Below are 12,964 nucleotides of genomic sequence, written 5' to 3'. Positions count from 1 at the left end.
GACTAGATCATCCCCGACATATCGGAAAACGCCATCGCCTTGCGCAGCACCTCAGTGAAACGTTCGCCGGCCGCTTCGCGCGGGCCGCTGTTGTCGATTGAGGTGACGCCAGGTTCCGACAAGGTCACATTGGCGCTGCGCGCCAGCCGCGCCAGCACTTCGCCGCGAGACTCGCGGCCGCGCATGGCCAGCCGCTCGGCCAGCACCTCCGGCGTGGCGGTGATCTCGACGATGGCCAGATTGGCATAGCGTTCGCGCAAGACCGGGATGATCGCGCGGGAGACATTGGCGATGGCAACACGGCCATTGGCGACCGACCAGTCGACATCGACCGGGATGCCGTAGCGCAGGCCATGCGCCTCCCAGGCGACGGCGAAGGCACCGTCGGCTTCGGCTTCGACAAAAGCAGCGTCGGCCAGCGTGTCGTGGTCTTCGCTGGTGATGTCGCAAGGCCTGGTGATGACCCGGCGCACGAACTCCAGCCGCGTCTCCTCGGTGAAGCACGCACGGGCGTAGCCGATCACCGTGTCTTTGCCGGCGCCGCTTGGGCCGACGACGGCGACGAAGACACCGTCACGGATCGGAAACGTCTCGGCGGACAACTCGCGTTCGATCAACGCCGACACCATCATGCGACCCGGCGTCCCTGGCGCCAGACGGTGCGGACAACGGGCACGTGGTCATCGACGCGGACACGAACCAGATCGGCGCGCCGGCCTTGTTCGATGACGCCGCGATCGGTGAGACCGACCGCATCGGCCGGGTTCTTCGAGACCATCGCCACCGCCTGCGGCAGGGAAATTCCCTCGACCACGTCGCCGAGGAAGAAGGCCGACTGGATCAGGCTGAAAGGAATGTAGTCGGACGACAATATGTCGAGCAGGCCCTCGCCAGCCAGCGTGCGGGCCGAGACATTGCCCGAATGCGAGGAGCCGCGCATGACGTTTGGCGCGCCCATCAGCACGCCGAGGCCGGCGTCCTTCGAAGCCCTAGCGGCTTCCTCGGTGGTCGGGAACTCGGCGACGCGCACACCTTGCTCGATCGCCTCGCCGACATGGCCTGCCGTGGCGTCGTCATGGCTGGCCAGCACGATGCCACGCTGATGGCAGGCAGCGGCGATCACCGCCCGGTTGGGGGCCGAATTCCGCTCCGATTCGGCCATCCGCTTTTCGCAGAACAGCTTGAAGTCGCGATCGGTCAGCTTCAGCTTGCGCTGGTAGTAATAGGCGTAGGTTTCGAGATTGACGAACTGGCGCTGTCCCGGCGCATGGTCCATCAGCGACGCCAGTTTGACCCGTTCGTCGCCGTCGAAATTGGCGAAAGCGGCGAGGCAATCCGGTGCCGAAACCTCGCAGCGCAGATGGATGAAATGGTCGGCTCGCAGCCGGTCCTGCTGGACGCTGTCCTCGATGGCGTCGGCCAGCTTGCGGATGTCCAGGGATGTCAGGTCGGCATCCTCGTCCATGCCGACGCGCAAGGCATCGAGCACGGTGGTGATGCCGGCGGTGGCCACCTGCGCGTCATGGGCGAGCACGGCGGCGATCGGATTCCAGCGCACTTTCGGTCGCGGCGCATAGTGGCCTTCGAGGTGATCGGTGTGCAGCTCGACCAAACCGGGGATGATGTAGTCGCCACCCATGTCCTCGCCGGTTCGGCCGACACCGGCCTCGATGCCGGCGATGAAACCGTCGCGCAACACGATCGAGCCTTCGACGATCTCGTCGGCCAGGACGATGCGGGCATTGTTCAGAACGGTCTCGGCGGTCATTGCAGGCAGTCCTTGCTGGTTCAGCGTCAGGCAGTTTTTCTGGCGGCGCGGCGCGCCAGTGCGTGATGGGAAAGCACCATGAACGGGGCGCCGGGTTCGGTTTCGACAAACAGCGTCAGCGCGTCGACCGGCACCGGCTGTTGCAGCACCTGCGCAAACAGGCTGTCGATTGCTGCGCGCAAACGGGGGCTTTCCTGTGACCCGGCGCGGCCCGACAGCGTCATATGGAACCGAAAGGTCTCGAAGACATAGGGGTAGCCCCACTGGCAGAGATTGCGAAACTCGGCCGGCTTCAGCGAATCGGGGCTGCGGCGTTCGATTTCCGCTTCGGTTAGCGGCGCGCGAAAACGGTCGAAGCCAAGCACGACGTCATCGGCGAAACGGTTGAGCGCCGGCAGCGGGCCCTCCGGCACCAGCGCGAAGAAGCTGTCGATCTGGCTGACGACCAGGCGCGGGATGGTCACCACCGGCGTCGCTTCTGCAAAAGCGTCAAGTGCCGCGCGAAGCGAGGTTTCCGTCTCGTTCGGCGCCAGCCGGAAGGGCGCCTTCAGCGTCGCATGAAAACCGTAGCGGCGGGCTGACGCGGTGTGGAAGGCGACTTCCGCCGCCGACAAATCGCCCACGGCCTCGACCGGGCGGGTGGCGGCGCCGAACGGATCCCGGCCGAGCCAATTGGCGGCGATCCGCGCCAGCGGCTCGTCCTGCCGGGGGGTGAAATAGATGGCATAGCGCATAAGAAGTCCTCGTCAGCTCCGCTGCCATAGGCGATTTCCATGACGGATTGACGAAGCTTTGAAGGGTTTTCGATGGCAAATCGACCCTGAAGGTCCTTAGCCGACGATTTTTCCAAGCTGGACCAACAGCTTCAGCCGAAAAGGCGGGACCGATCAGGCCTTCATCAGCCATTCGTGCTCGGGCGCGTTGTGGAACTTCCACGTCCGCTTCGGTCCGGCCATGACGTTGAGATAATAGAGATCATAGCCATGACAGGCCGCACAGGGGTGGTAGCCCTCGGGTACCAGCACGACATCGCCGTCTTCGATCGCCATCGCCTCATCTAGGGCGCGTTCGCCATTCTTGTCGGCATCGGTGTAAACGCGCTGGAAGGCAAAGCCCTGCGGCGGGTTGAGGCGGTGGTAGTAGGTTTCCTCGAGATAGGACTCGGCCGGCAGATTGTCCTGGTCGTGCTTGTGCGGCGGGTAGCTCGATGTATGGCCGCCGGGCGTGATGACCTCGACCACCAGCAGCGAATCGGCCGGCTTGCCCTCCGGCAGGATGTTGGTGACATAGCGCGTGTTGGTGCCCTTGCCGCGGATCTCCTGGCCGAGATCGTCGGGCGCGATGACGCGGACCGGCAGACCGCCGCCAAGGCCGGGCGCCGAGCAGACGGCGAGTTCCAGTTCAGTGTCTGCGGTCACCGACCAGTCCGAACCCTCGGGTACATAGACCGACCACGGCTTGCCTTCGAAAGGCGACATGCGCCCGCCGAGCAGGCCGAGCTCGTTGCCGCCGGCTTTTGCCTTGCCCTTGCCGGTGACGAACACCAGGCAGATTTCACGATCTTGCGTCTTGCCGGATGCCGTCTCGCCGGGCTTCAACCGATGCAGGTCGAAGCCGACATAGGTCCAGCCGGCGCTTTTCGGCGTGACATGGGCGACGCGGCCATGGCCCTTGTTGGCTTTGACGAGCAGTTTCGACATTTTTTGTCTCCCTAATTTCAGCCCTGCTTGCGGTCCCGTGAACAAACTTCGGAGATTAGCCGGGGCCCTCTCAACTTCGTCATCCTAGGGCGAAGCAGGAGCGAAGCTCCGTCGCGGAGACCCTAGGATCCATGCCGTTACCTCGGCCGAAGGGTGCAGCGGAGCGAAATCCTGCACCGTCACGCCACCTTCAACGTCATGGCATGGATCCTAGGGTCTGCGCTGCGTCGCTGCGCTCCTTGCTCCGCCCTAGGATGACGAAGTGAAGAGCGTTCCTGCCAATCGCCAACGTCGGCGAGCCACCACGCACGCCGTATCCGATCCACAAAAACCTCTGCGCCATTGACCGCTCTATTCCTTTGGCTCGACCGGAGGCTTGTCCTCATCGACCGGCTTGTAGAGGTAGAAGAACTGCCAGACGGCGTAGCCAGCGAAACCAAGAGCGAGAACGCCCCAGAATGGCGTGCCGGTGGCAAATTCGATCCCCGACCAGGCGAGGCAGACCACGACGATGGCAACGCGCCGCCACAAGGGCCGGAAGAACGGGTGCTCATAGTCTTTCATCGGGCCAATCCGGGTTTCACCAACTGGGCATCAGATAGGCTGCCCGTCACGGCAAATCCAGCATTCATGCGTTGGGGAAGCCTTGCGTTTCGACCGTGTAGCCGGCGGCGGTCATCACCCGCATCAGTTCGGCGTAGCCGACCTGCGCCATCTTCAGCGGTGGATTCTTCTTCGGATCCTGCTCGGCCTCGACCACGAACCAGCCCTCATAGCCATGGTCCGCCAGCTTTTGCACGATGGCGCCAAAGTCCAGCGAACCATCGCCCGGCACGGTGAAAGCGCCAAGCGCCACGGCATCGAGGAAGGATTGCTTGCTGCGATCGAGATTGTCGATCACGTCCATGCGCACATCCTTCACATGCACATGGCTGATGCGCTGGTGATGATTGTCGATGGCGCGCAACACATCACCGCCGGCAAAGGCGAGGTGACCGGCATCGAGCAGCAGCGGGATGCCTTCGCCGGAATAGCGCATGAAGGCATCGAGCTCCGGCTCGGTTTCAACCACGGCCGCCATGTGGTGGTGATAGGACAGTGGCATGCCTTGTTCGGCGCACCATTCGCCAAATTCGGTCAGGCGCCTGGCGTAGGCCTTCATCTCGTCGTCCGCGAGTTTCGGCTTGGTGGCGAGCGGCTTCGAGCGATCGCCCTGGATGGAGCGGCCGACCTCGCCATAGACGATGCAAGGCGCGTTGACGGCCTTGAACAGGTCGATCATCGGCTGGATGCGATCCTTGTTCTTGGACATGTCTTCATCGACCAGCGTGCCGGAGAACCAGCCGCCGCACAGCGTGACGTCGGCCGTCTTCAGGATCGGCAGCATGATCTTGGGATCGTTGGGAAAGCGGCGGCCCATTTCCATGCCGGTGAAGCCGGCCGAACGCGACTGGCGCAAACACTCCTCCAGCGACACGTCATCGCTGAGTTCCGCAAGATCGTCGTTCCACCACGCAATGGGGGACATGCCCAGTTTGGCTTTCAAGTCGTCACTCCAGATTGAAACAGTACATTCTTTTGCCGCCGGCGCTGCCCCTCATCCGCCTGCCGGCACCTTCTCCCCGTATAGGGACGGGGAGAAGGGAGCTAGCATCAATCGCCGATGGTCTGCATCTGGCGCTTTTCATCATAGGCCTTGCGGGCCGCGTTCACCTGGCTGCGCGCGGACACTTCCGGCACCGCCACATCCCACCAAGTGCCGCCGGCATCGGTTGAAACCAGCGGATCGGTGTCGATGACCAGCACCGTGGTGCGCGTGTTCTTCTTGGCCTTTTGCAGCGCGTTTTCCAGCCCGGCGATCGACGGCACTTTTTCGGCAATGGCGCCAAGGCTTGCCGCATGCGCCGCGAAGTCGATGTCGGGCAGGATCTCGTGGCGCGAGTCCTTCAGCAGATTGTTGAAGTTGGCGCCGCCGGTCGCCATCTGCAGCCGGTTGATGCAGCCATAGCCTCTGTTGTCGAGCAGCACGATGGTGAGCTTGAGGCCAAGCATCACCGACGTGGCGATCTCGGAATTGAGCATCAGATAGGAGCCGTCGCCGATCATGACGACGACGTCCTCGTCGGGCTTGGCCATCTTGACGCCGAGCCCGCCGGCGATCTCGTAGCCCATGGTCGAGAAACCGTATTCGGCGTGGTAGGAGCCGGGCGCACCGGCCTGCCAGAGCTTATGCAATTCGCCGGGCAGACCGCCGGCGGCATGCAGCAGCGTCACGCCGGAACCCATAGCGCGCTGTACGGCGCCGATGACCTGCGCGTCGGAGGGGTAGGCGGCGTTGGTCGACGCCGTCACCTTGCTGGCATCGGCCTGCCAGTCCGTCTTGCCCCTGGCCGCATTGTCGGTCCAGACGGCAGGCGCCTTCCAGCCTTTCAGCGCAGCACCCAACTCAGCCAGTCCCTCGGCTGCATCGGCGACCAGCGGCAGCGCGCGATGCTTGCCGGCGTCGAAAGGCTGAACGTTGAGGCCGATGATGGTCTTGCCGGAATTCTTGAACAGCGACCAGGAACCGGTGGTGAAATCCTGCAGCCTGGTGCCGACCGCCAGCACTACGTCGGCTTCCTCGGCCAGCCGGTTGGCGGCCGAAGTGCCGGTGACGCCGACCGCCGCCATGTTCAGCGGATGATCGTCCGGCAGCGAGGATTTGCCGCCTTGCGTCTCGCAGACCGGAATGCCGGCGCCTTGTACGAATTTGGCCAGTTCATCGGAGGCCTGCGAATACAGCACGCCGCCGCCAGCGATCACCAGCGGCTTTTTTGCCCCTTTGAGCGCTGCTACCGCGGCCGCCAGCTCGCTGCGGTCCGGGCGGACACGGCGCTGGTGCCAGACGCGTTCGGCAAAGAAGCTCTCGGGATAGTCATAGGCCTCGGCCTGCACGTCCTGACAGAGCGACAATGTCACCGGGCCGCATTCGGCGGGATCGGTCAGCACCTGCATGGTCCGGGCCAGCGCCGGAATGATCTGCTCCGGCCGGGTGATGCGGTCGAAATAGCGCGACACCGGACGAAAACAGTCATTGACCGTCGCCGTGCCGTCGGAAAAATCCTCGGCCTGCTGCAGCACCGGATCGGGAATGCGGTTGGCGAAGACATCGCCGGGTAAAAACAGGACGGGCAACCTGTTTACGTGTGCGAGCGCTGCCGCCGTCACCATGTTGAGCGCGCCGGGACCGATCGAAGAGGTCGCCGCCATGAAGCGGCGGCGGAAATTGGCCTTGCCATAGGCGATCGCCGCATGCGCCATCGCCTGTTCATTGTGGGCACGGAAGGTCGGCAGTTCGTCGCGCACCTGATAGAGCGCCTCGCCGATGCCGGCGACATTGCCATGGCCGAAGATCGCCCAGACACCGCCGAAGATCGGCACTTTCGTGCCATCGATCTCGGTCATCTGCTGGCTGAGAAAGCGGGTCAGCGCCTGCGCCATCGTCAGGCGGATTGTCTTGGTCATTTTGTTTTCCTCCGCAGTCCTATGCCGCGCCTTGTTATGCTGCTCTGCGGCCACGCGCGGCAAGCCACGCCTCGGTCAGCTTCTCGAAGCGCGACGCCATGTCGGCCACCGCCTCGTCGTCCGTCATCTTGCCGGCCAGCCATTGTTCGGCGGCGTTGATGAAGATGGTGCGACCGACGGCGAAACCCTTGACGATGGGCGCCTTGGCAGTGGCGGCGAAGGCCGCTTCCAATTCGTCCTGCGGCGCTTCCAGTCCAAGCAGCACGACGCCGCGGCACCACGGATCGTGCTTCAGGATCACCGCCTCGATCCTGGCCCAGGCGCCGGCCGAAGCCTGTGGTTCGAGCTTCCACCAGTCGGGCTTGATGCCGAGCGCATAGAGTTCCTCCAGCGCCCGCGGGATGGTCGTGTCGTCGAGCTTGCCATGCTTGCCGGCGATGATCTCGATGAGAAGTTCCCGGCCAACTTTGCGCGCGGCTTCGAACAGAGCGCGCAGCTTCTGCTGCTGCTCTTCCTTCAGCGCCGCCGGATCGTCGGGGTGGTAGAAGCACAGGCATTTGATGCAGTGCTCGACCGGCCATTCGACCAGTTGCGAGCCGATATCCTGCGAGAATTCGAAGCGTAGCGGCCGCGAGCCCGGCAATTCGACGGGACGGCCGAGCCAGGCGAAGGAATGGCGGGCATATTCGAACATGGCGTCGCGGCCGTATTTTTCGTCGAGCAGCATGCCATAGCCGGCGCGGCCGGCGGCGACCTTGGCCGCGGCTTTCACCGTCAGCACCTTGAAATCCTGGATGCGCGACGGGTTGGCGCCGGCCTTGGCGGCGACATCGTCGAGCTGGATGCGGTGGTCGCAGGCCAGCGCCATCAGCGAGGGAATGTCGCGACGGCGCGTCGTCGCCCAATGGATGTGGTTGATCGCCTCGTCCTTGCGCAACGCCAGATGCTTGGAGCCGTTTTTGAGGAAGAACTGCAATTCCTCGAAGGTCGGGTATTCCGGCGCGCAGACCAGGCGCGACACGGCGAAGGCGCCGCAGGCATTGGCCCAGGTCGCCGCCGTTGCATGGTCTTCGCCACCAAGCCAGCCGCGCAGGAAGCCGGACATGAAGGCGTCGCCGGCGCCGAGTACATTGTAGACCTCGATCGGAAAGCCCTTGCCGACGATGCCGTGCTCGAGATCGTCGCTGATCGGTCCGTCATAGACGATGCAGCCCATGGCGCCGCGCTTCAGGACGATGGTGGCCTTGGACAGCGAGCGGATCGTCTTCAGCGCGCTCAGGCAATCATCGGCGCCCGACGCAATCATGATCTCTTCTTCGGTGCCGACGATGAGATCGCAATCGGGCAGCACCGTCTTCAGCTGGGCGGAGACCCGGTCGGATTTCACATAACGCTCGAAACCTTCGGCATGGCCGGCGAGACCCCAGAGATTGGGGCGGTAATCGATGTCGAACACCACCTTGCCGCCCTTGGCCTTGATGATGCGGATGGCCTTGCGCTGCGCCGCGTCGCTGTTGGGCCGTGAAAAATGCGTGCCGGTGACGACGATCGCGCGGGCGGAAGCGATAAACGCCTCATCGATATCCTCTTCCGACAGCGCCATGTCGGCGCAGTCCGAACGGTAGAAGATCATCGGCGAGACGCCTTCCTCCTCGACCGACAGCAGCACCAGTGCCGTCAGCCGGTCGGGATCGGTCTTCAGGCCATCGACCGAAACGCCCTCGCGCTTCAGCTGTTCGCGGATGAAACGGCCCATCTGCTCGTTGCCGACGCGGGTGAGCAGCGCCGAGCGCAGGCCGAGCCTGGCGGTGCCGACGGAGATGTTGGCTGGACAGCCGCCGACCGACTTGGCAAAGGAGGTGATGTCCTCCAGGCGCGAGCCGATCTGCTGGCCGTAAAGGTCGACGGAAGCGCGACCGATGGTGATGACGTCGAGCGGCGCCTGTTTTGCGTCCACGGCTTCGCTCATTGGAACCTCCCGTCGGCCTTGTTGTCTTTGATAACACGCGCGAGCGGCAGCGTGATGCTCCCAATATGAAATAATAATTCCAATCCATAGTCAATATGGAATGAGCATTCCTTTGCCGAAAACTGCCGCCAAATTTCACCAGGCCCCAAATTCACCAGGCAAGCGGGCCCTCATCGTTGAAGTATCCCGCGGTCGGACCATCGGTGTCCAGGGTGGCCAGGCGGATGACGATCTCGGCCGCCTGCTGCACCGTGCGGTGGCCCTTGAACCCGTTGAGATCGGTGGCGGTGTAGCCGGGCGCCGCAGCGTTGACCTTGATGCCTTGCCCCTCGAGTTCCCTGGCGAAGGCCACGGTGATGGCATTCAAGGCAGTCTTGGAGCTGCCATAGCCCATCAGGTTGACGGCAGAATTGGCGGTGGCAGGGTCGAGCGCGCGTCCGATGGAGCCGGTGGAACTGCTGACCATGACGATGCGGGCGGCCGGCGCTGCAAGCAGTAGCGGCAGGAACGCCTGGGTCACGCGGATCGGGCCGAAGACATTGACGTCATAGGTGGCCTGGATGTCGGCAACACGCTGCCGACTTGGCGGCGGATCGTAGTTGATAGCGACGCCGGCGTTGTTCACCAGCACGTCGAGGCAGGAACTGTCCGCGCTGACGATTTTGACGGCCGCCGCCACGCTTTCATCCTGTGTGACGTCGAGCTCGAGCCATTGAACGTCCAGGCCTTCGGCGCGAAAGGCTTGCGTCGCTGCCATGCCGCGTTCGGCGTCCCTGGCGCCGAGCCAGACCTTGAAGCCCATCGTCGCCAGTCGCCGGGCGATTTCGCGGCCAATGCCCTTGTTGGCGCCGGTCACCAGAGCGCTTTTCGATGTCATCATGTCAGTGTCTCCTGTGCTCGTGCGGAAGGCATCCATTTGGAGCAGCACAGGAAACGTCGCGCGCCGAAACCTCTCTCGCTCTTGCCTAATCCTCTCACGATGGTTGCGCGGCGCGTGGCGATGCGCGATGCTCGTGCCATGAGTGAACCCCTGCGAGAGCTGATCGATATCGCCGGCCGCCATGCGCGCGGGCGACGAACAGCAACGGCTATCCCCCGCGTATCGATCGGCCGCAGTGAAGTCACCACGGCACCATTGGCGGGCGTGTGGGGTTCGGGAATCTTGTTCGTGCTGCAGGGCGCCAAGACGGTCCTGATCGGTGACCGATCCCTTCGCTACAATCCAGCCAGCTATTTCATCTACACTGTCGACACGCCGACCATCAGCCAGTTGGTCGAAGCGAGCGCCGCGCGTCCCTACTTGGCCATCGGCTTCAGCCTTGATCTGCAAACTGTCGCCGAACTCCTCGTCGAGCACGAACCGGCCCTTAGCGGCGACAATTTCTCCACCTCTCCGGTCAATGACGAGTTGCTCGATGCGTTGCGTCGAATGATGCGGCTGCTTGACCGGCCAGCGGAGATTCCGGTGCTGGCGGCCATGCTTGAACGCGAGATGCTGTTTCGGTTGCTGCAAGGCCCCCAAGGCGGAAAGCTGCGCCAGCTTGCGCGGATCGATGGCCATCTGTCCCGAATACGCCAGGCGATCGCCTGGATCCGGACGCATTGCCATCAGCAAATCCGGGTCGAGGATCTGGCCGACATCGCGCATATGAGCAATGCCGCATTCTATCGCCACTTCAAGGCGGCGACGGCTATGAGCCCGATCCAGTATCAAAAGCAGATTCGGCTGCTGGAGGCCCGCCATCTGCTGGTTGCCCAGCCAGGCAATGTGGCACAGGTCGCCTTTGCCGTCGGCTATGAGAGCGCTTCACAGTTCAGCCGGGAATATGCCCGTCAGTTCGGGTCACCACCAGGGCGCGACGCGGCGCAGCTTGTGGCGAGAGGCGAAGCGGCCGTCGAGGTTATCTAGGCCTTGCGCTTGCGGCCGCCGTCACGCCGCTTCTCGCCAACGGCGACGGTCAGCGCCATGGCCAAAGCCATCGTCGCCGACAGCGAGCGGAAGCCGGCGAAATCGGCCTCGGCGACTTCGAACCAGACCTTGGCGAACTGGGCGAGCGGCGAAAAGGCGCTATCGGTGATCGCCACGATCGGCACGCCTTGCTCCGAAATGGTCTTGGCTTCCTCGATGGTCGCCGGCGCATAGGGCGAGAAGCTGATGGCGATGACGGCGTCTCGCGGCGTGGCAAAACCGATCATCTCGGCGTTCAGGCCGGCGGCGGATTCGATCAGCTGGTTGCGGATCTTGAGCTTGCCCAGCGCATAGGCGATGTAGGACGCCACCGGATAGGAGCGGCGCTTGGCCAGCACATAGATGGTCTCCGCCTTCGCCAGCAGAGCGATCGCCTCTTCGAAATGCGGTTCGTTGAGCGTGCGTGAGATGTCGTTGAGCGAGGTGCTGGCGGCGGCGACAAAACCGTCGAAGATCGCCCGGTGGCCGGCGCCTTCCTCGGCCTTTGCGCGCAACGCCAGCAGCCTTTCATCATAGGACGAATTGCGTTCGCGCAGGCGTTCGCGAAACACCGACTGCAGGCTGGTGAAGCCATCGAAGCCGAGCTGCTGGGCAAAGCGGATCAAGGTCGAAGGCTGCACGCCGGCCGAGGCAGCGATGCTGGCGGCGGTGCCGAAGGCGATGTCGTCGGGATTGTCGAGCGCATAGGCGGCGATCTGGGCGATGCGTTTGGGCAAGGTTTCGCGCCGCTCGAGGATCGTCGCGCGCAGCGTCTCAAAATCGCGAGGTACCCGTTCGTCCATCGTCGCTTTGCCCAGGCTCATCGGTCGGTACCCTCTCTGCCTCATCATAGCGAGGCTGCGCAAGAACGCCATAATAAATGAGGCAGGCGTTCCATTCCTGAGAAAAATGGACTAATTCATCCACGCGACACTTTTCAGCCAGCGGAGACAAGGGAAATGGTCGGAGTCGGTCTTATCGGCACGGGCTTCATGGGCAAGTGCCATGCCATCGCATGGAGTGCCGTAGGCGCCGTCTTTCCAGACGTGGCCAAGCCACGGCTCGTCCATCTTGGCGAGGTCAATGAGGACCTGGCCAGGCGCAAGGCGGGCGAGTTCGGCTTCGCCAAGGCCTCCGGCGACTGGCGCGCCGTCGTCAATGATCCGGACGTCGATATCGTCTCGCTGACCACGCCGAACCAGTTCCATCCGGAAATGGCCATCGCCATCCTCGAAGCCGGCAAGCATCTGTGGTGCGAAAAGCCGATGGCGCCAAGTTTTGCCGAGGCCGAAGCCATGGCTGCGGCGGCGAAGAAATCCGGCAAGGTGGCCGCACTTGGCTACAACTACATCCAGAATCCGGCCATCCGTCACATCGGCGCACTGCTCGACGAGAAGATCATCGGCGAGGTCAACCTTGTGCGCATCGAGATGGACGAGGACTTCATGGCCGACCCGGAGGCGCTGTTCTTCTGGAAGCATGAGGCTTCGTCAGGCTATGGCGCGCTCGACGATTTCGCCGTGCATCCGCTGTCGCTGATTTCGGTGCTGTTCGGCCGTGTCGGCCGCGCCATGTGCGACATGGCCAAGCCCTATGCCGACCGCAAGGTCGCCTCCGGCGGGCGCCGCGCGGTGGAAACCTACGACATTGCCAGCGTGCTGATGCATCTCGAAAACGGCATTGCCGGCACGCTGCTCGTCAACCGTTCGGCCTGGGGCCGCAAGGGCCGCATCGCCATCCAGATCTTCGGCTCGAAAGGCTCGATCCTCTACGACCAGGAGCGGATGAACGAGTTCCAGCTCTATCTCACCGCCGACCGGCCGACCGAGCAAGGCTACCGCACCATCCTGGTGGCGCCGCACCACAAGCCCTATGACAGCTTCCTGCCGGCGCCTGGCCATGGCCTCGGCTTCAACGATCTCAAGATCATCGAATGCCGCGAACTGTTGACGCGCCTCGCCGGCAAGCCGGCGCGCATCATCGACTTCGACGAAGGCCTGGAAATCGAGCGCACCGTGCATGCGATGGCGCGCTCGTTCGAGGAGAAGCGCTGGGTGGAGGTGAGGTAGCGCCTC

General features: G+C 63.5%; 12 protein-coding genes. 2 read left to right on the top strand and 10 right to left on the bottom strand.

Annotated elements, in window-relative coordinates; genetic code table 11:
* Positions 1–2: 2 nt before the first annotated feature.
* From phnN to AC1DVW_RS05640, 9 genes are all read right to left on the bottom strand, one after another.
* Positions 3–632 (bottom strand): phosphonate metabolism protein/1,5-bisphosphokinase (PRPP-forming) PhnN, encoded by a 630-nt coding sequence (phnN, locus tag AC1DVW_RS05680; protein ID WP_477321768.1) that lies wholly within the window; start codon positions 630–632, stop codon positions 3–5.
* Positions 629–1,768 carry an alpha-D-ribose 1-methylphosphonate 5-triphosphate diphosphatase gene (locus AC1DVW_RS05675; protein ID WP_477321766.1) on the bottom strand — a complete coding sequence of 380 codons (1,140 nt, stop codon included), beginning with the start codon at positions 1,766–1,768 and terminating at the stop codon, positions 629–631. The genes phnN and AC1DVW_RS05675 overlap by 4 nt, the downstream gene beginning before the upstream one ends.
* A gap of 26 nt (positions 1,769–1,794) precedes the next feature.
* Positions 1,795–2,502, bottom strand: coding sequence for a DUF1045 domain-containing protein (locus AC1DVW_RS05670; RefSeq protein WP_477321764.1), 708 nt, complete (start codon positions 2,500–2,502; stop codon positions 1,795–1,797).
* Between the two features lie 153 nt (positions 2,503–2,655).
* The gene (gene iolB / locus AC1DVW_RS05665; RefSeq protein WP_477321763.1) at positions 2,656–3,468 is read right to left on the bottom strand and encodes a 5-deoxy-glucuronate isomerase; all 813 of its coding nucleotides are present in this window, start codon (positions 3,466–3,468) and stop codon (positions 2,656–2,658) included.
* 351 nt (positions 3,469–3,819) lie between these two features.
* On the bottom strand, positions 3,820–4,032 hold the full coding sequence (locus AC1DVW_RS05660) for a DUF3329 domain-containing protein (protein ID WP_477321761.1): 213 nt from the start codon (positions 4,030–4,032) through the stop codon (positions 3,820–3,822).
* A 64-nt stretch (positions 4,033–4,096) separates the two neighbouring features.
* Complete coding sequence (iolE, locus tag AC1DVW_RS05655) at positions 4,097–5,014, bottom strand: myo-inosose-2 dehydratase (RefSeq protein ID WP_477321759.1); 918 nt, start codon at positions 5,012–5,014, stop codon at positions 4,097–4,099.
* 107 nt (positions 5,015–5,121) lie between these two features.
* On the bottom strand, positions 5,122–6,972 hold the full coding sequence (gene iolD, locus AC1DVW_RS05650; RefSeq protein ID WP_477321757.1) for a 3D-(3,5/4)-trihydroxycyclohexane-1,2-dione acylhydrolase (decyclizing): 1,851 nt from the start codon (positions 6,970–6,972) through the stop codon (positions 5,122–5,124).
* 34 nt (positions 6,973–7,006) lie between these two features.
* Positions 7,007–8,941, bottom strand: coding sequence for a bifunctional 5-dehydro-2-deoxygluconokinase/5-dehydro-2-deoxyphosphogluconate aldolase (locus tag AC1DVW_RS05645; RefSeq protein WP_477321755.1), 1,935 nt, complete (start codon positions 8,939–8,941; stop codon positions 7,007–7,009).
* 151 nt (positions 8,942–9,092) lie between these two features.
* Complete coding sequence (locus AC1DVW_RS05640; RefSeq protein WP_477274277.1) at positions 9,093–9,821, bottom strand: SDR family NAD(P)-dependent oxidoreductase; 729 nt, start codon at positions 9,819–9,821, stop codon at positions 9,093–9,095.
* Between the two features lie 120 nt (positions 9,822–9,941).
* On the opposite strand from AC1DVW_RS05640, the gene AC1DVW_RS05635 reads away from it, so the two are divergent.
* Positions 9,942–10,850, top strand: a complete 909-nt coding sequence (locus AC1DVW_RS05635) for an AraC family transcriptional regulator (RefSeq protein ID WP_477322626.1) — start codon at positions 9,942–9,944, stop codon at positions 10,848–10,850.
* On the opposite strand, the gene AC1DVW_RS05630 is transcribed toward AC1DVW_RS05635, so the two are convergent.
* Positions 10,847–11,692 carry a MurR/RpiR family transcriptional regulator gene (locus AC1DVW_RS05630; RefSeq protein WP_477241846.1) on the bottom strand — a complete coding sequence of 282 codons (846 nt, stop codon included), beginning with the start codon at positions 11,690–11,692 and terminating at the stop codon, positions 10,847–10,849. The two genes, AC1DVW_RS05635 and AC1DVW_RS05630, sit on opposite strands and share 4 nt — an antisense overlap.
* Before the next feature lie 156 nt (positions 11,693–11,848).
* Here AC1DVW_RS05630 and AC1DVW_RS05625 point away from each other — a divergent pair, with 156 nt between their 5' ends.
* Positions 11,849–12,958, top strand: a complete 1,110-nt coding sequence (locus AC1DVW_RS05625) for a Gfo/Idh/MocA family protein (protein WP_477321753.1) — start codon at positions 11,849–11,851, stop codon at positions 12,956–12,958.
* Positions 12,959–12,964 lie beyond the last annotated feature (6 nt).

The sequence above is a fragment of the Mesorhizobium sp. P3_B5 genome, from assembly GCF_056402815.1.
Note: the sequence above shows the minus strand (reverse complement) of the source record. Positions and strands in the feature narration are given on the sequence as shown.